This is a genomic window from Actinoplanes sp. NPDC051388 (assembly GCF_055586225.1).
Map to the genome: position 1 here is coordinate 267,036 of NZ_JBVJIP010000002.1, position 20,826 is coordinate 287,861.

Sequence of the window (20,826 nt, forward strand, 5' to 3'; positions counted from 1 at the left end):
GCGATTGCTACGCCGCAGAACAGTGAACGTCGTGGTCATTGCTCGTCGCGGGGAGGGCCGTACTCCCAACCTCGCCGATCGCCTTCTTCGATCATGGCATCGAGGGTGTCGACGCTCGGTAGCTCGGTGTGGAGATGGTCGCGGGCAAGCTGCTCGGCCTGTTCACGATCAACTGGCATTGACGGGATCTCGTCATCGTCGTCGTAGAGAAGCCCGAAGACTATGCCCGGCGCATAGATCCATTCTTTATAGGTCGCCTCCCAGATCACCGCCTGAAATGGCCCTTCCAAACGGACCAAGGAGGCGCTCAAGCTGCTGACCTCGGTCGACCGCTTGTCTTTGAAGAAGGCTTGATACTTGAACACGTTCTCGCTCATTCAGTGCACCAACCCTATCTATACCTGGCACGTCCTCTACCGTCAGGCCCCAGGTGGCGAGTACTTCTGTGATTTCCAATCCTGCGTGCTTCAAGAGGACCAGAGAGTACACCCAGGGGTCTCTGCCGCGACCCCCTGCCCAGTTGGCGAATGAAGTGTCGATCAGTTCCACGCCGTCGATATCGTTAATGCCTGCGGGTTGATGGTTGGCGAGGTCAGCCAACTTGTTGAACGCAAGGGTTGCGAGGAAAGCTCTAACGAGTACTGCCTCAGGAAGACCACGTCCAGTCAGGCGAATGATCTCGTAGAGATCGTGGGTGTTCTTCCCGACGGAACGAGACAACGGAGTCGGAAACTGTATCTCGAACCTGAACCCCGCAGGATCCACCAGAACACTGTTGAATCCATTGTGTCTACCCTTGCCATCTCCCCAGAAACTCGAGTTTTCCTCAATCTGATAACCCCGTGTTTCAAGGATCCTCAAGACGGACACGACTCTGCTCGTGTAGTTGTCTTCCGCTAGCTGGATCGAGAAGCGCACGCGGTCATGCGCGTTATTGATGTATGCGCCCAAGTCGGCCGTGCCAACGGCTCGGCGTTGCACGAACTTCCGGGCAAGTGAGCCAAGGCTTTTGACACGGTTTTCTTCGTCGACTACTGCCGGGCGACTCTGCTCGTGATCGGGTTCCATGCCGCCAACGAGGCGATGCAGATCTCCCGAAATCCGTGCGGCGGCGACTTTTGAGTCGAGGATCGACGCCTCGAGTGCCGCGTGTTCGTGGGGCTTGAGAGCCCGCAGGACCCTGGACTCCTCGCGTGCAGAGGCTTCCGCGCCCGAGAATCCGTGCCGCAGGTGGTTACGCAGAGTCTCACGTCGCGACGGAGGGTCTGTCGGTCCAGCCCTATCTCCCTGCGGTTGGTCGTCTGCTGCAGCATCGGCAGGACCTGTCGGCGACTCGGCGCCGGTGGGGTCGGGTGGGTTTCCTGGGCGGTTCGACTCGTGGAACTGCGGGCTCGAGTAGTTGCCGTCCGGATCTGTCACCAGCGCCGCCACCGAGACCACATTGGATGGTGATGGCTGGCCGGTGTGGCGGTACAGCGGGATCTCGTCCGAGATCTGCCTCGTCTGGGGATCCAGGTACAAGATCGTGCCGCCGTGGTTCACCGCTGCCCACGCATGTGCGTCGCCGCCCTCTGACTGCGTGACGATGAACGCGAAAGCGCCGTGTTCCAGCCTCAGCAGATGCGAGTTCAGGCGATGCATGGCCTGGTCCACCGACTGGCTGGGGTCGGCGTCCGGCGGGGTCAGGCTGGCAAAGTGGCCCTGGGTTACCTGTTGGATCCGGGCGATTCCGCCGGCCTCCGGGCCGAGGGGGCGGTTCGGGTCGCCCCACGCGTAGGAATCGAAGGTCCGCGGGGCCGACACGCGCGGGCGACCATGCAGATAGGTGTCGAACAGCGACAGCACACCGTCGACGCAGTTGATGCCTCTGGTCGGGTCGGCCTCCGGGCCGCCGTCGTTGGCCAGGTCGAACCACGTGCCCTCGCGCGGGTCGGCCTGCCGCACCACCCGGCCGTCGCCGTCGCGCGGCATCGCGCGCTCCAGGTCCTTCTGATGTACGGCCAACGGCCTCCGCAAGCCGCCCGGCATGTCGTAGCGCCGACTGCGATTGACCGCCGCCGGATGATCATCACCGGTCAGCCGCGACGTGTCGTCCGTGTCGAGGCCGCCGGGGACCAGGTTGCCGACGTCGTCGTTGATGCGCGTCCAGTCGGCGCCGGACACCTCGACCACCGCCGGTGGCAACTCACCCACCGCAACCCGCGCCGCCTGGGTCTGCAGGTCCTGCGACTCGTGCACGGCTTCCCGCGCCGACGCCCGCAAATGCTCCGCCCGCAGCGTCAACCCGTCACGCAGGGCCACATCCGCGTCCCGATTCATGCCGGTGGCGTCGAACCGCACCTTCACCGATCGCCCACGCAGAAACGCCGAGACGTCCTCACGACGCCCGGTCTCGAAGTTGTTCCGAGCATGCTGCTGATACCCGAAGTAGGCCTCGACCTCGAGCGCGTCCGGATCCTTCCGAACCGCCGGCGGCGGCCCCAGAGCGGCGGCAATGAGATCGAGATCCGAGCGGTCCGCCTCCGCCTCCGGACTCCGGCGAGCCTCCAAAGGCAGTTGGGTACGCGGTGAGCCCCCATCCGCCCCCGGCACCCCACTCCGCGGCGCCCCGGTGTCCCCAGTCCGCGGCACAGTGGTGCCAATCCCCACCGCCTTCTCGTCACCCGGCGTCGTCCCACCGTCGATCGGATGAGTCCGAGGCTGGGCCGCTCGCGCATCAGGCTGCGCCGGCGCGGCGACATCGCCCGATGCAGGACGCCCCGGAACGGTCTCCGTCGGCGCAAGCCCCATCCGCGGCGGACCCACCTCGGCAGCCGGCGTGCCGGGTCGCGGCGAAGTCATGTCGGCCGGCGCAGGCCCAGTCCGCGGTGTCATGCCGCTGACATCGCCAGGCGGCGGCGTGCCGACGTGCGGCAGGCCACCTTCGGTTCGCGGGGGTGTGGTCCGGTGTGGGCTGGTTGTGGTGTTGGCGGGCGGGGAGCCGTGTGGCGGCGTGCTGACGTGCGGCAGGCCGCCTTCAGATTGTCCGGGACTGGTCCGCGGTAGGGCGGTTCTCACATCGGCGGGCGGGGAGTCGGATGGCGGCGGGCTGACGTGCGGCACGCCACTGTCGGTGCGCGCAGGGCCGGACCGGGGTGTCGTGGTGTTGACGCCGGCGTCTGTGGAAACGGGAGACGTCAGGCCGGGACGTGTAGTGGCTGGGTCAGGTGCCGTGGTGCCGGTCCGCAGGTCGGCGCCGGCGTAGGTCGCCGGTGAGGGTGAGTTGCGGCCTGGGCCGTCGAGATGCGGGCTCGTGCGGGACAGGTCAGATGCGGGCGGTCGCGTCGAAAGGCCTGCCGCGTCTGCTCGCGGCGACGGGCTTGCCGGGTCTGGTCGCGGCGTGGGGACCGTGGCACGACCCTCGGCCCGGGAGGCCGGATCTGACGTTGCGGCAGGTCGGTTCCGCTGGTCTGAAGGCGACTGCTGACCGCCTAGATCTACATCGGATACCGCGGGCACACCGGCTGAAGGTGGGATCTGACCCGGCGGCGGGATCTGCGGCGAGCCGGTCGGATCCGGGAAACCGGCTGCAGGCAACGGTGCCGCCGGTGCCGCGGCAGCCGCGCTGAGGCTCGGCGAAGGGTCCGGACCGACCGCCGTCGAGACACCCGACAGGTCCTGGCCCTGAGGGTTCGCGGCGGGCATCACATCGCCGACCGGGCCCGCGACCGAAATCGGCGAATGTGTCGTCTCCGTGTCACCGACCTGATGGGAAGCGCCACCCGCCGCAGCGGCGGGAGCAGCTGATGAGGCCGCGCCAGCGCCGCCGGCCGGGTCGACGGCGACACCGGAGCCGGCCGCCGGATCGGTGGCGGCGCCGGTCGAACCAGCCGCGGAGAGGGGAGAATCCGGCCCAACCGTCGCAAGATCACCCGAGACGGAAGCCGGATCGCCGGATGCCGCGGCCACGACAGGGACGGGATCGCTCAACCCAGCCGTCCCAAGATCACCCGAGACGGAAACCGGATCGCCGGGCGCCGCGGCCACGACAGGGACGGGATCGCTCAGTCCAGCCGCCTCAAGATCACCCGACGCGGGAACCGGGTCGCCAGGCATCGCGGCCACGATCGTCGCGTCCGGGTCGGTGACGGTGCCCGGGTCTGCCGCAGAGACGGGAGCGCCCAGCCCAACCGGATCGCCGGACGCCGCCACCAACGGCTGCGTGCCCGCCCCCGGCAGCGAAACAGGTGCCAGCGCCGACAGATCCGCCGACCCGCCCGCCTGCATCGCCGACCCGGCCGCCCCCGACGTCCCCGCCTTGGCCAACCCCTCGGCCGAAGGCAGATCCCCGGTGACCGCCGCCCCGCCGAACTCCCCGAGCACCTCCCCGGCCGCCCCACGCCCCAACCCGGACGACCCGTGATGACCAGCACCGACATGCGCGCCCCCGGAAGCGAACCCGCCACCGAACCCGGCCGCCGCCGACCACCCGAGCTCACTGACCGAGATCCCGTCCGCACGCCCGCCGGCGCTCTGATATCCCTGGATCCCCGCGTTGGTGACCAGTTCCTCCCGCGCCTCGTCGATCCCCTCCCGCAGCGCCCCGCGCCCGAGCGTCTTCCACCCCGCCCGGGTGGACAACTGCGCCACGGCCCGCGATCCGGCCTGCTTCAACGCTTTGCGGCTGAGTTGCTCGACGAGCTTCTTGAAGATCTGCTGGATGATGAACCGCGTCGCCGCGATCAGCCCGCCCGCGGCCGGGGATGCCGCACCCAGCGTGACCGTCACCGCGACCGCCATGCCGACCAGCTCGATCACGAACAGGCCGATCTCGATCCAGGCCTCGATCTTCGCGCCCTCGATGTCGCAGCCGCACTCCTCGATCATTTTGCCGAGCTCGTTCGCGACCTCGATGAGCGCGTCGAGTGGCACCTGATTGAACGCTGCCGCGAAGGCATCGGCGCCGTCGCCCGCGTACCCGGAAAGGATTTTGGAAGCGGCGGCAGCCGCGTCTTCGGAGGGCTCGGCGAGCAGGCCGGCCAGGGAGAACCAGCGATCGGCCAGGTCCCAGGTGGTGGCTTCGTTGCCCTCCGGCCAGTCGAAGCCGACCACCCACTCGAGCGCTTCGTAACACCAGCCGGGCAGGTCCCACGGGCTGAAGTCGAGCGGGTGCGGGATCGGGCTGGGCAGGATCGTCATATCTGTTCCCGGTACGCGTTGTGCACGCGTGCCCCGGAAGCCTGATCTGTCTGTTGACTCTCCGCCACCACCATCGTGACCTGTTCGCCGAGCGTGCGCAGATGGCCGCCGAGCGCGCCCAGCGCGGCGAAGAACTGCTGCTCGGCGGGCCGGTAGCCGCGGTCGAAGCCCTGGCCGATGTCGTCGTTGCCCCACGGCCGGGCCTGGGACTGCGCGGCCAGCGCCGCACCCTCCGTCGTCAGCAGGGTCACCAGATCCTGGCCGGCCGCGGTCAGATCGACGGCGCCGGCCGAGGTGACCGGGGCGTCCAGATATACGCCGTCACTCATCGCCGGCCCGCCGCATCACGTCGTCGGATCGGCGCAGCAGCGAGCCGAAGTCGCCGTCCTGCACAAAGGACACCGCGCCGGAGTCGGGGGGCAGCGTCGTGGCCATCAGCTCCTGCACCCGGCCGGTCGCGCGAGTGGCAGCGGCCTGCGTCGTGGCGACGATGGTTTTGTCCAAATCGGCCGATGACGCGCGATGCAGCTTGAGGTCGACGAGCCGGCCGCGGGCATCGACCGTCGCCGTTACCGTGCCGTCCCGCGACGTCGCGGTCACGCGCAGCTCGGCCAGCTGTTTCTGCAGGTCACCCAGGCCTGAGCGCAGCTTGCGATAGTGACCGACAACATCATCGAAGCGTGCGCGCAAGGCACTGTTCGCGTCGCGATCAGCCGTCTCCGCCACCTGACCTCCCCTGCCAAGCCCGCGAGTCCGGTTCGGAGAGTACCGGGCCGCGCAACCTTCCGTGGTCCGGTAGTTTCGCAGCGCACACGGGACCGGGGAGGCGCCATGATCACGCCGGCGGAGGCCGAGGAGATCGCTGCCGGCTGGGCGCGGCAGGAGACCGCGAGGCTGGGGTACGTGTGCACGCCCGTGCTCGCCGAATTCGATCTTGGCTACGTCGTGTGGACGCGACCGCCCGAGTCGGTGACGCCGATCCCGGGCGACGGCGGGCGGCATGTGATCGACCGTGCCACCGGCCTGCTGACCACCTGGCCGGCCGTGCCCACGGAGACGCTGGCCGACCTCTATCGCGCGCGCCGGCCCGAGCTCACGGCCCGGCGGCGCACCCTTGATCCGGCCGTCGAATTGTTGCGCAACGCTCGTCGCCGGCCCAGCCCCACCACGGCCGCGCACCTCACCGTCGGTGGGCGGATGTTCATGGCCCGGGGCGCCAAGGGTGATCAGGAAATCGCGCATCATCCGCTGGTTTCCGAGCATCTGGCCACAATGGACCAGGGCAGACTGGTGCGTGGTGGCGAGCGGCATGCGGAGTTGATCGCGCTGTCGGATGCGCTGCATGTTCTTCAGCCGGCGACGCTGGGTGACGCGCGCGATCTGTTGCGTACCAGTGAATTTGAAGCCTTTTTCATCCGCGAACCGGGTGATCCACTGGCTGGGCAGCCGGCCCGATTGTGCGAGTCGTGCATCCGCGTTCTGGTCGATTTCGCGGTGCTGCCGTGGCCCGAACTCGCGCATGCCGAGGGCTATGAGACGGAGTTCGACGACCGCGTCGCCGAGCCGGGCCGCTTCCCCGACGTGATAGCGCGCACATTGGCCGGCGCCGGGTGGCACCCGATGCACGAGGTCGCCCGCGAGTCCGTCGCAGATCGCAAAATCAAAGACCTTGCGGGGTACGGCCACAGCGCCTTTCCCGCGGCCCGGCAGGCATTGATCGACTTTCCGTTGGTGCTCACCAGGCCGGGCATTTCCGGGGTGCGGCGGGCGATCCGGTCGGTGCTGATCGATCCGCGTGACCTGGGGCACACGGCCGCTGTGTTGGGCGAGTTGGCGACGGTGATCGGGGAGAGGCTGTTCCCGATCGGCGCCGAGCACTGGGACGACACGATCTTCGCGATCGACGAGCGCGGACGGATCTTCGCGCTGGATCAGGGCGGCGAGTGGTATCTGGGCGAGACCCTCGACGAGGTGCTGATCAACCTGCTGACGGGGGACGGCCCGGCGGAGCGCATCCGAGACGACGGCACCTGGTAGCCGCGCGGCGACGCGATTCGAGCGCCGCGACCGCCGGCGCTTCCCCAGAGGAAGCAGAGGGGCTCTGCTGCCTGTGAGGAAGCGCGAGGCTGCCTGTGAGGAAGCGCGAGGCTGCCTGTGAGGAAGCGCGAGGCTGCCTGTGAGGAAGCGCGAGGCTGCCTGTGAGGAAGCGCGAGGATCGAGTCGGGCGGAGTCAAGGTGACTGCGGGCGTCGGCTAGCGGGCTGACCAGCCGCCGTCGGAGGCGATTGTCTGGCCGGTTATCCAGTCGGCTTCGTCGCTCAGCAGCCAGGTGACCAGGCGGGCGGTGTCCGTGGGGTGGCTCCAGCGGCCGCCCGGGTTGGCCTTGGTGACGGCGGCGCGGAGGGTGTCGTCCGCGTACCCGGTGTCGTTTGGTCCTGGGTTTATGCAGTTGACCGTGATGGTGCGGGGCATCAGGTGCACGGCCAGGCTTCGGGTGAGTTCGTGCAGGGCGGCCTTCGAGGCGATGTAGGGGAGTTCGGCGGGCATGGCGCCGTGGTACTGGCCCGAGGTGAACAGCAGGGCCCGGCCGCCGGCGCGGGTGTCGTCGTGCTGGGCGGCGAACTCCTTGACCAGCAACAACGTCGCCCTGGTGTTCACCGCGTAGCTGAGGTCCAGCTCCTCCGCGGTGAGGTCCTCCAGGGCCTGCATGCTGGCTCGGGCGTGGTTGGCCACCACCGCGTCCACGTGCCCGAAGGCCGCGCGGGCCGCGGCGATCACCTCGGCCGGCGCCTCGGGGTCGGTGAAGTCGGCGGAGACGTGTGCGGCTCGGTCGCCCAGCTCCGCCACCAGCGCGAGTGGGCCTTCGGGGTCGGCGCCCCACGGCTGCTCGGCGTCGTGTGGCGCCCACGAGTGGATCAGCACCGATCCGCCCTGTGCGACCACGGCGCGGGCGATGGCCGCGCCGATCGCGATGCGCCGGCTCGCGCCGGTCACTACGACCACGCGACCCTGCAGCGTGGCGCTGCGGTCGTCGGCGAGGGTCATCAGCTCAGGACCGGGAAGCCGGCGGCCCGCTCGGCGTCGGTCAGTGGGGCTCGGCCGGTCGCCTTCAGCAGCTTGTCCCGGTCGGACCAATCCTTCGGGAGGTCGGCCAGGCCCTCCAGGGTGGACAGTGTCACGGCCACCGCCGACGGGGGCGGCTGCGGGGCGTCCGGCAGCGACACGATCAGGTCCAGGTGGTGCAGGACCGCTTCGGTGACCAGCGTGGCCACGAAATCCGGCAGGGCCAGCACGTGACCCTGGGTCGCCACGTAACCGTGGGAGTCGGCCAGCGCGGCGGCTCGGGCGGCCGCTGGAGCGGTCTCGGTCCACAGCTCGACGATGGCGCCGGGGCTCGGGAAGGCGGCGGATGCGCGGCGCAGCCAATGGGCCTGCTCCGAGGTGTCCCGGTCGGCGGGGAAGGCCTGCCAATAGGTGACGGCGTCCACGTCCGGGGGACCCGCGGCGGGCGTCGCCACCGTCACCAGCGCGCGCTGGGCGTCAAGCGTGAGGTGCAGCAGCAGGTCGGCGATGGTCCAGCCGTGGCAGCCCGAGGGCAGCAGCAGATCGTGCTCGTCCAGGCCGGTGACGACCCGGGTGATGCCGGCATACGCCGCGTCCAGAGCAGACATCAGCAGAGGATGGCACGACCCCGGACGCGGCGCAGCGGGAAGAGCCTCAGTCGAAGAGCTCGTTGAGGAAAGTCTTCTTGCGGCGGTAGTGGCCGTGGTGCCCGCGCTGGCGGTAGTGGCCGTGGTGGCCACCGTGCGCGCCGTAGGCCGGCTGGCCATAGGCGGGCTGACCGTAACCGGGCTGGCCGTAACCGGGCTGGCCATAGGCAGGCTGACCGTGCACCGGCGGGGGCGGCGGCGCCGCGTAGCCACCACCGGGCGGCGGGGGATATCCACCGGGCGGCGGCGCCTGCGGGCGCGGCGGCGCGGCGGGGGCAGCGGCCTGGCGGCTGTTGAAGGTCGCCTCGGCCTCGAAGATCTTCTCCAACTCGCCACGGTCCAGGAAGATGCCGCGGCACTCGGTGCACTGGTCGATGGTGACGCCGGAGCGCTCATACGTCCGCATCTCGCCGTGACACTTGGGACAGGTCGTCTGCATCTCACAAACGGTACAAGGCCACGTCACCTCGCGGGGCTGTAGTTGCTGTGCGTCTGCTGAGTGCTGCGGCCCAGACCAGCAGGGCTACGGGATACAGCAGGTAACCGAAACGGGTGGTGGGCATGAGCAGGATCGCGGTCAGGAGCCCGTACCCGCAGAAGAGGCCGGCCGAGGCGGCCGTGCGTGGCGGACGGCGCAGGAGCAGGACGGCGATCGCCAGTCCCGCGGCGACCAGCAGCGCGGCCGCGACATAGCGACCGCCGGGAACCGCCGAGGAGATCAGATATCCGGGGAACGGGGATTGGGCGGGGCTGGTCACCAGGCCGTGGCCGAGCGGGAAACGGATCACGTTCTCCACCAGGGCGTCCGCGTCGACGAGCAGCGGCGGCACCAGGACGAGCAGCGGCAGGCCAAGAGCACCGGGCAGAAAGCGCCCGGCGGCAACCCGAGAACCACCGGCCGAGGAGGCGACGGCCAGCACGGCCAGCACGATCACGACCGGGAAGGCGAAGAGCTTGCACGCCGCAGCCGCACCCACCGCCACCCCCGCCGCACCGAACCGGGACTGCCCGCAGAGGGCCAGCGCGAGCAGGCAGAGCGCCAGCACCGGCAGATCATCGCCACCGGTCGCGAGCGTCAGCGCACAGATCGGAAACACCGTCGCCGCCTGCGCCGCCCGCACCTCCGGCACCAGCGAGACGGCCCAGGCCAGCGCACCCACCGTCAGCACCGCGAACCAGACCCGCGAATCCGTCCACCAGAAGTCCCCGAACCAGGCGCGCGGCAACCCGAAGACCGCCATCCCGGGCTGGTAGGGGCTGTATGCCCCGAGCTGCGCCCCGGCGGGCAGCGCGGCGATCGCGTCGTGCGACAGGTAGGGCGTGCCGGTCTCCGCGAGCCGGCCGCCCATCTCCTCGACGACCAGCACCTCCTCCTGCGCGCGATCGGCCCGGCCGCCGGCCCGCTGGATCGCCTGCAGGACCAGCGGCAGCAGCGCCACCAGCGCGAACGTCGCCCAGGTCAGGGCCATCCGCCCACCCACGCGCAGCCGGGGGGAGAGCTGCTGGACGGCGATCACCAGGAACGCCGCCAGATAACCCCAGACGGCCACCGATCCCCAGGCCCGATGCGGCAGCAACGTCGAGCTGAGCGCCGTGACCAGCGCGAACAGGGCGGAGATGCCGTAGAGCGCGAGGTCGAGAGCACGCCCGTCCGCGGCTCGGGAAGCCCGGGCGAGCAGGTTGGTCACGCGGGCAAGTGTGGCAGAGAAGATCGGCCGTGCCCCGGTGACCTGCGGCGCGGCAGCCGCACCACGGCGCCCGCGTCATGCAGTGCCGAGGCCAGCGCGCCCGGCCGGCCGCCCGCCCCGCGCTGCAGAGCGGCGAGCATCCGCCCGGCCTGCATCGGCCGCGCGAACAGGTGCCCCTGGCCGGACACGCAGCCCAGCTCCCACAGCGCGTGCCGCTGCGGCTCGCTCTCCACACCCTCGGCCACCACCGTCAGATGCAGGCTGCGAGCCAGGTCCACGGTGGACCGGATGACCGCGGCCGCCTCCGAGGAGGTCTCCACCGCGACCACGAACTCGCGGCCGATCTTGAGCTGGTGCACCGGGATGCGGGACAGCACCGACAGCGACGAGACGCCGGTGCCGAAGTCGTCGAGCGCGAGGCGCACCCCGGCGTCGCGCAGTTCGGCCAGCGCCCGTTCGACCACCTCGAGCTGGCTGATGGTCAGCGTCTCGGCCAGCTCGAGCACCAGGCGGTCGGCCGGCACACCGTGACTTTCCAGCCGGGCCAGCACCGAGGCCGGGAACGACGGGTCGAGCAGGCTGCGCGGCGACACGTTGACCGCGACCGGCAGGTCGAAGCCGGCCTCCTGCCAGGTGCCGGCCGCGGCGAGGGCCTGCTCGAGCACCGCGTCGGCGAAAGCGGGCAGCTGGCCGGACCGCTCGATGGACTCCAGGAAGCGGCCGGGCGGCAGGTTGCCGTGCTCGGGGTGGCCCCAGCGGGCCAGCGCCTCGGCCGACACCACGTCGCCGCTGCCCAGGTCGACGATCGGCTGGAAGTCGACGACGAACTCGTGTTCGGCCACCGCGCGGCGCAGCTCGCCGCCCAGCATCAGCCGGCCGACGTCCGCGGTGTCGCGGGAGTGCGCGTAGTCGACGGTGCGGTCGCCGGACCGCTTCGCCTGGTACATCGCCACGTCGGCGCGGCGCAGCAGTTCGGTGACGCCGCCGCTGCCGGGGGCGAGCGCGATGCCGCCGGACGCCTCGACGGTGAGCCGCATGCCGTCCACCTCGATGGTGCGTTCCAGCGCGGCGAGCAGCGACTCGGCCCGGTGCTTGGCGATCGCCGGGGTGGGCAGGCCGGTGAGCAGCACGGCGAACTCGTCGCCGCCGAGCCGGGCGACCAGATCGTCCGGGCGTGACGCGCGCTCGAGCCGCCGCGCCACCTCGCGCAGCACCTGGTCGCCGGCCGCGTGCCCGAGCGTGTCGTTGACCTCTTTGAAGTGGTTGAGGTCGATCAGCAGCAGCGCGAACATGCCGTCGTCGCGTCGCTCGGTGAACATCTGCTCGGCCTGTTCCAGCAGCTCACGCCGGTTGGCCAGATCGGTCAGCGGGTCGTGCGCGGCGGCGTAGGCGTGCTCCTCGGAGATGCGTGCAAGCTCCGCATAGGCCGCCGCGTTGCGGATCGCGGTGTAGAGCGCGGACGCGAACGTCTGCAGCTTGTAGGTCTCCGACTCGGTCAGGTTGACCGAGCGGTTCAGCCGCAGCCGCAGCTCTCCGATCGGATTGACGTCGTCGTGGCCGGCGAGCTGCTGGACGATCACCGCGCCCTGACCGGCCGGGGCGTCGGTGGCGGCGCCGTCGTAGGTCAGGCCGGCCGCGGTGCCCCGCACGAGCCGCGTCTGGTCGTCCAGTCGCAGCACGATGTCCGCCTCATCGACCGAGAACAGCTCCGCGGCCCGGGTCACCGCCACGTCGAGCACCGAGGTCAGGTCCACCACGTTCAGCTCGTCGGCGGTCTGCGCCAGCCGCTGCCAGGACTCGAGCTGCTCCCGGCGGCGGACCTGTGCGGTCTGCCACAGGTGGACGCTGAACACCACCGGGGCGACCAGCAACAGCAGCCGGGGGTCACCGCCCAGCGCGAGGATGATCGCGACCAGCAGCGCCACGACGTAGCGGGTCAGCGTGCCGGCCACCCGCAGGCCCCACTTGTCGCGCAACGACTGCCGGATGTCGACCCGGGTGGCCAGTGCGATGACCGGCACCATCAGCGACTCGTCGACGATCCACATGACCAGCGCGGCCACCCCCAGGGCCACGGCCTCGCGCAGCAGCCCGTGGTCGCCGCCCGGGTGCACGTCGAGCGCGATGAAGACCAGTCCGGCGGCGGCCGAGGCGAGCACGTCCTTGCCGAGCGCGAAGAGGGTCTTCTGCATCGTCAGTCGCAAGCTGATCTTGACGATCGCGATGGCCGCGCAGGTGCAGAGGACGACCCAGGCGGGCGACGCCAGGGTCAGGCCGACCAGGATGCCGACCTCGGGCCAGGAGATGCCGCGCTTGTGCGAGCGGACCCGGATCAGCCACTGCGTGCGGCTGCCCAGGGCGATCGCGATGATGATCGCTGCGGACACCACGCGCGAGGGGCGGCCGTCGGGATCGGCCCAGGCGGCGGCGAGGGAGGCCACCACGGCGAAACTGCCCCCAACGACGACGAGACTGACCAGCAGCGAGAGCCGCTTGTCAGTCGCGTCATCGTTCAAGCTCAGTTCGCGGGTCATAAGGCCTCTCCGCCGCGAGCGATCGGCACGAGCGCCGAACAGACATCAGCGTATTGCGGATGCGAAGCCCGATCTAGCTTCTTACTGCCACTCTCCACCGCGCATGGCGAACTCCTTACCCCCTGAGGCTCCGGCGGAGGCATTCGCGTGCCCCTCGGAACTGCTGCGATCAAGACCTTGTCGCGACACATGGAACGCTATGTGATCCATTAAGGCTTTGGTAGGGATTCATGTCGCTATGCGCAGAAAGCGAGAATCCGTTCAGCCAACGTCACGGAATGTTTTGAATCAAGAACTCAGGGCAATGTAGAGTGGCGGTTTGGCCGGAGTATCCGAATAGCGGAACGTGGTGTTCGGTTTACGCAAAGGATTGACAAGCGGTATCCGCTGAGATGTAGTTATCAACGGAAGGATACTGCCGCTGAGCAGCGGAGAGATCTCCGTCATTCGACGTAGAGACGCCGTAGAGGAATTGTGCGGCTCCGGCTGGCAATTTGCGAATCCAATTCTGCCGGGCGGGCTATAAACTCCCGTTATGCCCGACGAATCCCTGCTGACTCACGTGGACGAAGCGGGCGCTGCCCGCATGGTTGACGTGTCGGCCAAGACGGTGAGTGTCCGCCGAGCCGTTGCCGCCGGTCGCCTGGTGACCACAAAGGAAGTGGTGGCGCTCCTGCGCGGTGACGGTCTGCCCAAGGGCGACGCACTCGCGGTGGCCCGATTGGCCGGCATCATGGGCGCCAAACGGACACCCGATCTCGTCCCGCTGTGTCACCCGATCGCGCTGCACGGCGTGACCGTCGACCTCGAGGTGACCGATGAGGGCGTGGAGATCGTCGCGACCGCGAAGACCGCGGATCGCACCGGCGTCGAGATGGAGGCGCTCACCGCGGTCGCGGTGGCCGGCCTCGCCCTGGTCGACATGGTCAAGGCGGTCGACCCCGCGGCCTCGATCGAGGCGGTGCGGGTGATGCGCAAGGAGGGCGGCAAGACCGGAGATTGGGTACGCCCGGAGCACCGCGGATGAGGGCCCGAGTGATCGTCGCCTCCAACCGCGCATCAGCCGGCGTCTACGCCGACACCAGCGGGCCACTGCTCGTGGCCGGGCTGCGCGACCTCGGCTGCGAGGTCGACGAGGAGCCGGTCGTGGTGCCCGACGGTGACCCGGTCACCGCCGCCCTGCGCGCGGCCGTGTCCGATGGCGTCGACGTCGTGCTGACCAGCGGCGGCACCGGCGTGACCCCGACCGACCGCACCCCCGAGGCGACCCGCGGCCTGCTGGATTTCGAGATCCCGGGCATCGCCGAGGCGATCCGGGCGCACAGCCGCGACAAGGTGCCGGCCGCCGCCCTCTCCCGCGGGCTGGCCGGCGTCTCCGGGCGCACGCTGATCGTGAACTTGCCCGGCTCGACCGGCGGCGCCCGCGACGGGCTGGCCGTGCTCGCCCCGATCCTGAAGCACACAGTCGAGCAGATCCGCGGCGGCGACCACTAGGCTTCGGATGGTGAGACCTGTGGATTGGGAGACCGCTCGGCGGCTGGCATATGAAGCGGGGCAGGCGGCGGCCGGGCCGGCGCAGGTCGTCCGGCTGCACGAGGCGGACGGTCGCACCCTCGCCGAGCCGCTGCTGGCCCTCACCGACCTGCCGGCCTTCCCCACCGCGAGCATCGACGGCTGGGCGGTGCGCGGCCCGGCCCCGTGGCGGCCGGTCGGCCGGATCCTGGCCGGACACACGCCGGGGCCGCTGACCGACGCCGGCACCTGCGTCGAGATCGCCACCGGCGCGATGGTTCCGGTCGGCACCGACTTCCTGCTGCGCATCGAGGACTCCACGACGGACGACGACGGTCGGGTCAGCGGCGAGCCCCGGCCCCGCCCGGTGCCCGAGTGGCGGCTGCCCGGCGAGGAGGCGAGCAAGGGCGAGGAACTGCTGCCGGTCGGCGCCGCGATCGACCCGGCGGTGATCGGCGTCGCCGCCACCTGCGGCTACGAGACGTTGACCGTGAGCGCCCAGCCGCGGGCCGCGCTGCGGGTCTTCGGCGACGAGCTGCTCACCAGCGGCCCACCGGGCGACGGCCACGTGCGCGACTCGCTGGGCCCGCAGATGCCCGGCTGGCTGCGCCGCTGCGGCGCCCTGATCGGGCCGGACGCGGTCGCCGGGCCGGTCGAGGACACCCTCGAGGCCCACGTCGAGGCGATCCGCACCGCGTTCGAGACCGCCGACCTGGTCTGCACCACCGGCGGCACGATGCACGGCCCGGTCGACCACCTGCACCCCGCGCTCGCCCGGCTCGGCGCCGAATACATCGTGAACACCGTGGGGGTCCGGCCCGGCTTCCCGATGCTGCTGGCCCGCGTGCCCGGCCCCGACGGTCGCGACCGCTTCCTGGCCGGCCTGCCCGGCAACCCGCAATCCGCGGTGATCGCCCTGGTCACGCTCGTGCAGCCGCTGCTCGCCGGACTGGCCGGCCGGCGCCTCGCCGCACTGCCCAAGGTGGTCACCACCGCCGGGGTCGCCGGCCGCGGCGACCAGACCCACCTCGCGCTGGCCGCGCTCGACCACGACGGACGATCCGCGACACCGGTCGGGCACGTCGGCTCGGCGATGCTGCGCGGGCTGGCCAACGCGCACGGCTTCCTGGTGGTGCGTCCCGGCACCGAGGCCGCCGCCGGTGACCTGATCCCGTTCCTGCCGCTGCCACTGCTCGCCGGGGAGCGCTGATGCCGGCCGTCCTGGTGCGGGTCCTCGACCAGCCGCTCGACCTGGCCGCACACGAGGCCGCGGTGGCCGAGGCGCGGGCCGGAGCGGTGGTCTCCTTCCAGGGCGTGGTCCGCGACCACGACGACGGCCGCGGGGTCGCCCTGCTGGAATACGAGGGCCATCCCAACGCCGAGGCGGTGCTGCGCGAGGTGGCCGAGGAGATCGCGGCCGACCCGGACGTCTACGCGGTCGCCATCTCGCATCGCATCGGCGCCCTCGGCATCGGCGACGTCGCCTTGGTCGCCGCGGTCAGCACGGCCCATCGGGCGGCCGCCTTCGCCGCCTGCGGGCGCCTGGTCGACGAGGCCAAGGCCCGGCTGCCGATCTGGAAGCGGCAGGTCTTCACGGACGGCACCGACGAGTGGGTCAACTGCCCATAGGGCGCCGCGCCGGCGGGATCGACCGGGACGCCGGCCGGCGCGAAATCCAGCGGTTGACAGGGAAGGCCGGCGCCACCCCGGGGCGCCAGGGCAGCGCGTTGACCAGCAGGATCAGGGCCAGCGCATAGGAGTTGCGCAGGAACACGTCGTCGAAGCTCCACACCGGAGCGGCCACGAACAGCGCGAAGGTCAGCAGCGCCGCGATCGCCAGGCCCAGCCCCGGGTGGCGGTGGCGGCGGCCGGGCAGCGGACGGCGAGTCGACACCCGGCGCCGCGCGGCCGCGTCCACCAGGATCAGCACCGCGGGCAGCACCCAGATCAGCTCGTGCGTGCCGGTCACCGGGCCGATGATCGCGCCGGTCAGCCCCACCAGCGTGAACGCGGCGATCTCGTCGCCGTCGCGATGCGCCGCGCGGGCCCGGATGAACCCGACCGCCATCATCAGCATCGCGAAGGAGAGCCAGAGCAGGATCGGCGTGGTCTCCGAGTCGTAGAGCCGGGCCAGCACGCCGGCCAGCGACTGATTGCCGATCTGGTCGACGCCGCCGGTGCGGTCGAGGCGCCACAGGACCTCGCCGAACCACGCCGCCGTCTCGCGCGGCGCCATCAGCAGGGCGCTCACCGCCAGCGTCAGCGCCGTGCCCAGCGCGGTCAGCGCCGCCCGCCACTGCCGGGTGATGGCCAGATAGAGGATGAACAGGCCGGGTCCCACGGACAGCGCGGTCGCGATGCCGATGCCCAGGCCGGCCCAGCCGCCGGTGGCCCAGATGCCGCGCGAGGCCACGCCGCCCGGCCACCAGGCGGCCCGGCTGCGCGCCCAGGCGCTCCGGCGCAGCGCGACCAGATCCGCCACGATCAGGCCGAACACCAGCAGGTCGCGTTCGCCCAGGCCGATCGCGGCGCGGACCGGCTCGGTGGCCAGCGCGAGCAGGACGGCGGCCAGCACGATCGGGGTGACCGCCCGGCCGTAACGGCGGGCCACGGGTGCGGCCAGCGCGATCGTCGCCAGGGTCAGCGCGGCCAGGCCGGCCAGCGCGAGCAGCCAGGCGGCCAGGGTGGTGGGCAGGAAGGCGGCCGGGATCATCGCGAAGGCGGCGGGCGGCGACATGGCGGCGCCCAGGTGTGAGCCCGGATCGCGGTAGGAGTAGAGCCCGTCGCCCTGCAGCCAGCTCCGGACCGCGCCTCGATCCAGCGTGAGGCCGCTGGAACCGTACAAGTCAAAGAGGAAGACCACCGCGCAGAGTGCGAGCGCGGCACTCAGAATGACCACGATGGACCGTCGCGCGGACAGCAGTCTGCGCGCTCTCTCCACCATCGCCGGCATGGCTCGACCCCCGGTTGCTTTGCCGCGGGGCCAAGCCTAGGCCCTGTTTTCAAATTCGATCGCGAGGCGTTGAACGCGAGGCGAATTTGGAAATAGGGATCAGGCGTCGGCCAGTTCGTGGGCCCCCTCGGTTCAACGCCGGGGGCGCGGGAAGGTCACCCGAGCTTGCGACCTGCGGAAGCGGACACGGCCGCGATCTTCGCCTCCCGGCGTGCCGTCCGCACCGCGCGCTTGACCCGTCGCTGCGAGCGATCCACCGCGTGCGAGGTCCGATATTTCAGACCCGGCCGGCCCTCGGTGTCGGCCGCGGCCAGCAGCAGACCGCCGAGCAGCCCCAGGTTCTTCAGGAACTGGGTCTGCTGCCCGGCGCGCTCCTCCTTGGGCACCGACCAGAACGGGTGCCCGGCGACCGTGGTCGGCACCAGATTGGCCGCCAGCACGGCGGCGGACGGCCTGGTCAGGTGACCGCTGGCGAGCAGCAGCCCGGCCAGCACATCGAGACCGCCCTTGATCCGGGTCAGGGTCACGGTGTCGGTGGGCAGGCGCGGGTCGACCTTCTCGATCAGCGGCCCGATCCGATCGGTCACGCGGCTCGCCGTCGCGGCCTTCGCCTCCGGATTGAGCAGGACCTTGACGCCGCTCTGCACGAAGATGGCGGCGAGCATGACGCGGGCAGCGGTGCGCACGGGCTTCATACAGCTCTGTATACCCCGGTCAAGGACTCAAATCCTCAAGGTTGGGTACGCAGATAGCGACCGAAGTGCGGCACGGTGAAGGCGACGGTGCCCCGCTCCCCGGAGTAGATCAGCCCCTTCTTGATCAGCGCGTCCCTGGCCGGCGACAGACTCGCGGGCTTGCGGCCGAGCGCGGTGGCGATGTCCGAGGTCGGCACCGCGGCGTCCATGTCGTCGGCCGCCTCGGCCCCGAGCGTCGCCATCGCCCGCATGTAGTCCCGCTCGGCCGGCGTGGCCCGCTCGAACCGTGACCCGAAGAAGCCGACCGCCAGCTCCGCCTCGGCCTCCGGCGCCGCCACCCGCACGTCCGCGTCGGTCACCGGTGTCTGCGGGGCGTGATCCCAGGTCGCCTTCCCATAGGCCTGCACGAAGTACGGGTAGCCGCCGGACTTCTCGTACAGCAGGTCGAGGGCCTTCTGCTCGTATTCGACCTCCTCACGGGCGGCCGGGGCGCACAGGGCGAGGTCCGCGGCGATCCGGTCGAGACGGTCGATGCGCTGGTAACGGAAGAGGCGCTCGGAATAGGACTTGGCCGCGGACAACACCGCCGGCAGGTGCGGCAGACCGGCGCCGACCACGATCAGCGGAGCTCCCAGCTGGGACAACTCGTGGCAGGCGGCGCACAGCGCGGAGACGTCGGCCGGGCCCAGGTCCTGCATCTCGTCGATGAACAGCGCGATGCCGGTGCCCACGTCGGTGGCCAGCGACGCGGCGTCGGTGAAGAGCTCGACCAGGTCGATCTCGATGTCGCCGGAGTCGGCGCGGCCGCGGGCCGGCGGCACGTCGATGCCCGGCGCCCAGCGGTCGCGCAGCTTGGAGTTGGCGTCGTTGGCCCGCAGCGCGAAGGCCTTGAGCACGGCCAGCACCTCGTCCACCCGGTCCGGGCTGCGGTGATGCGGGGTGAGCTCGCGGATCGCCATGTGCAGGGCGGCGGAGACCGGGCGGCGCAGCGACTGGTCCGGCCGGGCCTCGATCTTGCCGGTGCCCCACAGGCGGCCGATCGCGGCGGAGCGCAGGGTGTTGAGCAGAACGGTCTTTCCGACGCCGCGGAGGCCGGTCAGCACGAGGCTGCGCTCGGGGCGGCCGCGGGCGACGCGTTCCAGGACGACGTCGAAGGCGTCCAGCTCGCGGTCGCGGCCGGCCAGCTCGGGAGGGCGCTGACCTGCGCCGGGAGCGTACGGGTTCCGCACGGGATCCATGGGATAGCACCGTATCGGGCTCTCTAGCATTTGCGCTAGATCTTCGTAGACCGTTCTATGAGCGGGTCTAGCCTAATCTAGCTATTTTGCTAGAGATAGTTAGATGCCCCTACCTTTCGCGGAGGCAGAGCACGAAGTCGAGGCTGTCCAGCTCGCTGTCGTAGAAGTACCACTTGGTGTAGTTCGGCACCTTGTTGCACTTCGACTCGGCGTCGTCCTCGCCCGTCGTGCGCCCATCCACTCGCTTGAGCACCTCGAACGTGCCGCTCGCGCAGGCCACGATCTTCATCTCCGGCTTGTCCGCGGTGCCCTCGTTACGGACGCACTGGCCCTTGCTGACGAACCGGGCGTCCTCGCTGCTGCGCGGCTGCGGGTCGGTCACCTCGTCGGTGGCCGTGGTGGTCACCGGGGTGGACGGCGTGACACCGCCGCCGGTGTCGTCGGAGCCGCGGCCCGAGATCAGCCACGCGGTCGTGCCCAGGCCGCCGCAGATCAGCAGGCCGAGCACGACCACCAGGGCGACGATCGGGGTGTTCCGCTTCTTCTTCGGCATCGGCGGCGCCGGCTGACCCCAGCCGGGCGGCGGCGCGTTGAGCGGCGAAGCGCCGAACTGCTGCGGGCCGCCCGTGCGGAAGCCGGTCGACGCGTCGCCGGCCGCCGGCGGGATCGAGGTCGGCTGGCCGCCCCACGCCGGGTTCGACGCGTCGGAGGTCGGGTGGTCGCCCCACGGATCGGCCGGCTCCGTGTAGGGCTCGTCGGACGAACCCCGGCCGGACCACGGCTGCGACGGCGGGCCGGGATACGGGCCGTTCTGCGTCATCAGCGGTTCCTCCAGGCGCGGTTTCGCTGTCTGCCACCGTAGCGTGGACCTTCACAGGCGCAGATCCCGGAATCGCGCCGACCAGGCAACATCTCGGCGACAAGCGGCGCAATTCACCCGGTCTGCGGTGTTCTCTGTCGCGTCTCTGTCGGCAACGTGACCGCAGTTATCCACAGGCTCCAGCACTGAACCAACGGGGGACACCCACTTCTCGCTACGGTCCCGCCGTGCTTCTTCTCGTCCTGCTGCCCGCCGTCGCGATCGGCGTCCGGCTCGCCGCCACGGATCTGCGCTCCCTGCGGTTGCCCGATCCGCTGGTCGGCGCGCTGTCGCTGGCGCTGGGCGTGCCCGCGGTGATCTTCGGCGCCCCGGCGGCGATCGGCCGTGGCCTGATCGCGGCGGTGCTGGTCGGCGCGGGTTATCTGCTGCTCGCCCTGCTGCCCGGTGACGGCCTGGGCCTCGGTGACGTCAAGCTCGCGGCGGTGCTCGCCTTCGGGCT

18 protein-coding genes and 1 pseudogene are annotated in these 20,826 nt (G+C 70.7%); 6 read left to right on the forward strand and 13 right to left on the reverse strand.

Annotated elements, in window-relative coordinates; genetic code table 11:
- Positions 1–35 precede the first annotated feature (35 nt).
- From ACZ6TI_RS05430 to ACZ6TI_RS05445, 4 genes are read right to left on the reverse strand one after another with little or no spacing between them, the layout of a single operon-like run.
- Positions 36–269 (reverse strand): hypothetical protein, encoded by a 234-nt coding sequence (locus tag ACZ6TI_RS05430; protein WP_465343763.1) that lies wholly within the window; start codon positions 267–269, stop codon positions 36–38.
- Entirely contained in the window at positions 247–5,178 is a 4,932-nt protein-coding gene (locus tag ACZ6TI_RS05435; RefSeq protein WP_465343764.1) for a toxin glutamine deamidase domain-containing protein, read from the reverse strand. The genes ACZ6TI_RS05430 and ACZ6TI_RS05435 overlap by 23 nt, the downstream gene beginning before the upstream one ends.
- A complete protein-coding gene (locus ACZ6TI_RS05440; RefSeq protein WP_465343765.1) occupies positions 5,175–5,507 on the reverse strand; it encodes a hypothetical protein in 333 nt (110 codons plus the stop codon). Before ACZ6TI_RS05440 ends, ACZ6TI_RS05435 begins: the two co-directional genes overlap by 4 nt.
- Complete coding sequence (locus ACZ6TI_RS05445; RefSeq protein WP_465343766.1) at positions 5,500–5,904, reverse strand: YbaB/EbfC family nucleoid-associated protein; 405 nt, start codon at positions 5,902–5,904, stop codon at positions 5,500–5,502. The genes ACZ6TI_RS05440 and ACZ6TI_RS05445 overlap by 8 nt, the downstream gene beginning before the upstream one ends.
- 105 nt (positions 5,905–6,009) lie before the next feature.
- Here ACZ6TI_RS05445 and ACZ6TI_RS05450 point away from each other — a divergent pair, with 105 nt between their 5' ends.
- Positions 6,010–7,215, forward strand: a complete 1,206-nt coding sequence (locus tag ACZ6TI_RS05450) for an SUKH-3 domain-containing protein (protein ID WP_465343767.1) — start codon at positions 6,010–6,012, stop codon at positions 7,213–7,215.
- 215 nt (positions 7,216–7,430) lie between these two features.
- On the opposite strand, the gene ACZ6TI_RS05455 is transcribed toward ACZ6TI_RS05450, so the two are convergent.
- From ACZ6TI_RS05455 to ACZ6TI_RS05475, 5 genes are read right to left on the reverse strand one after another with little or no spacing between them, the layout of a single operon-like run.
- Positions 7,431–8,222 carry an SDR family oxidoreductase gene (locus tag ACZ6TI_RS05455; RefSeq protein ID WP_465343768.1) on the reverse strand — a complete coding sequence of 264 codons (792 nt, stop codon included), beginning with the start codon at positions 8,220–8,222 and terminating at the stop codon, positions 7,431–7,433.
- Entirely contained in the window at positions 8,222–8,848 is a 627-nt protein-coding gene (locus ACZ6TI_RS05460) for a maleylpyruvate isomerase N-terminal domain-containing protein (RefSeq protein WP_465343769.1), read from the reverse strand. The genes ACZ6TI_RS05455 and ACZ6TI_RS05460 overlap by 1 nt, the downstream gene beginning before the upstream one ends.
- Before the next feature lie 46 nt (positions 8,849–8,894).
- A complete protein-coding gene (locus ACZ6TI_RS05465) occupies positions 8,895–9,326 on the reverse strand; it encodes a TFIIB-type zinc ribbon-containing protein (RefSeq protein ID WP_465343770.1) in 432 nt (143 codons plus the stop codon).
- A gap of 1 nt (position 9,327) precedes the next feature.
- Positions 9,328–10,575, reverse strand: coding sequence for a glycosyltransferase 87 family protein (locus tag ACZ6TI_RS05470; protein ID WP_465343771.1), 1,248 nt, complete (start codon positions 10,573–10,575; stop codon positions 9,328–9,330).
- On the reverse strand, positions 10,572–13,109 hold the full coding sequence (locus tag ACZ6TI_RS05475) for a putative bifunctional diguanylate cyclase/phosphodiesterase (RefSeq protein ID WP_465343772.1): 2,538 nt from the start codon (positions 13,107–13,109) through the stop codon (positions 10,572–10,574). Before ACZ6TI_RS05475 ends, ACZ6TI_RS05470 begins: the two co-directional genes overlap by 4 nt.
- A 535-nt stretch (positions 13,110–13,644) precedes the next feature.
- On the opposite strand from ACZ6TI_RS05475, the gene moaC reads away from it, so the two are divergent.
- Genes moaC through ACZ6TI_RS05495 form a run of 4 tightly spaced genes read left to right on the forward strand, consistent with a single transcriptional unit; the run spans position 13,645 to position 16,250 of the window.
- Entirely contained in the window at positions 13,645–14,136 is a 492-nt protein-coding gene (gene moaC / locus ACZ6TI_RS05480) for a cyclic pyranopterin monophosphate synthase MoaC (RefSeq protein ID WP_465343773.1), read from the forward strand.
- Complete coding sequence (locus tag ACZ6TI_RS05485; protein WP_465343774.1) at positions 14,133–14,603, forward strand: MogA/MoaB family molybdenum cofactor biosynthesis protein; 471 nt, start codon at positions 14,133–14,135, stop codon at positions 14,601–14,603. Before moaC ends, ACZ6TI_RS05485 begins: the two co-directional genes overlap by 4 nt.
- A gap of 7 nt (positions 14,604–14,610) precedes the next feature.
- Positions 14,611–15,831, forward strand: coding sequence for a molybdopterin molybdotransferase MoeA (locus ACZ6TI_RS05490; protein WP_465343775.1), 1,221 nt, complete (start codon positions 14,611–14,613; stop codon positions 15,829–15,831).
- Positions 15,831–16,250 (forward strand): molybdenum cofactor biosynthesis protein MoaE, encoded by a 420-nt coding sequence (locus ACZ6TI_RS05495; RefSeq protein ID WP_465343776.1) that lies wholly within the window; start codon positions 15,831–15,833, stop codon positions 16,248–16,250. The genes ACZ6TI_RS05490 and ACZ6TI_RS05495 overlap by 1 nt, the downstream gene beginning before the upstream one ends.
- On the opposite strand, the gene ACZ6TI_RS05500 is transcribed toward ACZ6TI_RS05495, so the two are convergent.
- The 4 genes from ACZ6TI_RS05500 to ACZ6TI_RS05515 form a co-directional block, all read right to left on the reverse strand.
- Positions 16,237–17,520, reverse strand: a complete 1,284-nt coding sequence (locus tag ACZ6TI_RS05500; protein WP_465343777.1) for a glycosyltransferase 87 family protein — start codon at positions 17,518–17,520, stop codon at positions 16,237–16,239. The genes ACZ6TI_RS05495 and ACZ6TI_RS05500 overlap by 14 nt on opposite strands.
- 209 nt (positions 17,521–17,729) lie before the next feature.
- Entirely contained in the window at positions 17,730–18,269 is a 540-nt protein-coding gene (locus tag ACZ6TI_RS05505) for a DoxX family protein (RefSeq protein ID WP_465343778.1), read from the reverse strand.
- Positions 18,270–18,304: 35 nt separating this feature from the next.
- Positions 18,305–19,507 carry an AAA family ATPase gene (locus tag ACZ6TI_RS05510; protein WP_465343779.1) on the reverse strand — a complete coding sequence of 401 codons (1,203 nt, stop codon included), beginning with the start codon at positions 19,505–19,507 and terminating at the stop codon, positions 18,305–18,307.
- A gap of 109 nt (positions 19,508–19,616) precedes the next feature.
- On the reverse strand, positions 19,617–20,327 hold the full coding sequence (locus tag ACZ6TI_RS05515; protein WP_465343780.1) for an LppU/SCO3897 family protein: 711 nt from the start codon (positions 20,325–20,327) through the stop codon (positions 19,617–19,619).
- 227 nt (positions 20,328–20,554) lie between these two features.
- Between ACZ6TI_RS05515 and ACZ6TI_RS05520 the strand changes: the two are divergent.
- Positions 20,555–20,809, forward strand: a pseudogene (locus tag ACZ6TI_RS05520) (prepilin peptidase); the annotation flags it as partial.
- Positions 20,810–20,826: the final 17 nt, after the last annotated feature.

Excerpts from the sequence above, each read along its gene's own strand:
- ACZ6TI_RS05505 (WP_465343778.1), bottom strand. The coding sequence starts at position 18,269 with ATGAAGCCCGTGCGCACCGCTGCCCGCGTCATGCTCGCCGCCATCTTC.
- ACZ6TI_RS05465 (WP_465343770.1), bottom strand. The coding sequence starts at position 9,326 with ATGCAGACGACCTGTCCCAAGTGTCACGGCGAGATGCGGACGTATGAG.
- ACZ6TI_RS05490 (WP_465343775.1), top strand. The coding sequence starts at position 14,611 with ATGGTGAGACCTGTGGATTGGGAGACCGCTCGGCGGCTGGCATATGAA.
- ACZ6TI_RS05450 (WP_465343767.1), top strand. The coding sequence starts at position 6,010 with ATGATCACGCCGGCGGAGGCCGAGGAGATCGCTGCCGGCTGGGCGCGG.
- ACZ6TI_RS05485 (WP_465343774.1), top strand. The coding sequence starts at position 14,133 with ATGAGGGCCCGAGTGATCGTCGCCTCCAACCGCGCATCAGCCGGCGTC.
- ACZ6TI_RS05495 (WP_465343776.1), top strand. The coding sequence starts at position 15,831 with ATGCCGGCCGTCCTGGTGCGGGTCCTCGACCAGCCGCTCGACCTGGCC.
- ACZ6TI_RS05455 (WP_465343768.1), bottom strand. The coding sequence starts at position 8,222 with ATGACCCTCGCCGACGACCGCAGCGCCACGCTGCAGGGTCGCGTGGTC.
- ACZ6TI_RS05435 (WP_465343764.1), bottom strand. The coding sequence starts at position 5,178 with ATGACGATCCTGCCCAGCCCGATCCCGCACCCGCTCGACTTCAGCCCG.
- ACZ6TI_RS05510 (WP_465343779.1), bottom strand. The coding sequence starts at position 19,507 with ATGGATCCCGTGCGGAACCCGTACGCTCCCGGCGCAGGTCAGCGCCCT.
- ACZ6TI_RS05460 (WP_465343769.1), bottom strand. The coding sequence starts at position 8,848 with ATGTCTGCTCTGGACGCGGCGTATGCCGGCATCACCCGGGTCGTCACC.
- ACZ6TI_RS05475 (WP_465343772.1), bottom strand. The coding sequence starts at position 13,109 with ATGACCCGCGAACTGAGCTTGAACGATGACGCGACTGACAAGCGGCTC.
- ACZ6TI_RS05440 (WP_465343765.1), bottom strand. The coding sequence starts at position 5,507 with ATGAGTGACGGCGTATATCTGGACGCCCCGGTCACCTCGGCCGGCGCC.
- ACZ6TI_RS05515 (WP_465343780.1), bottom strand. The coding sequence starts at position 20,327 with ATGACGCAGAACGGCCCGTATCCCGGCCCGCCGTCGCAGCCGTGGTCC.
- moaC (WP_465343773.1), top strand. The coding sequence starts at position 13,645 with ATGCCCGACGAATCCCTGCTGACTCACGTGGACGAAGCGGGCGCTGCC.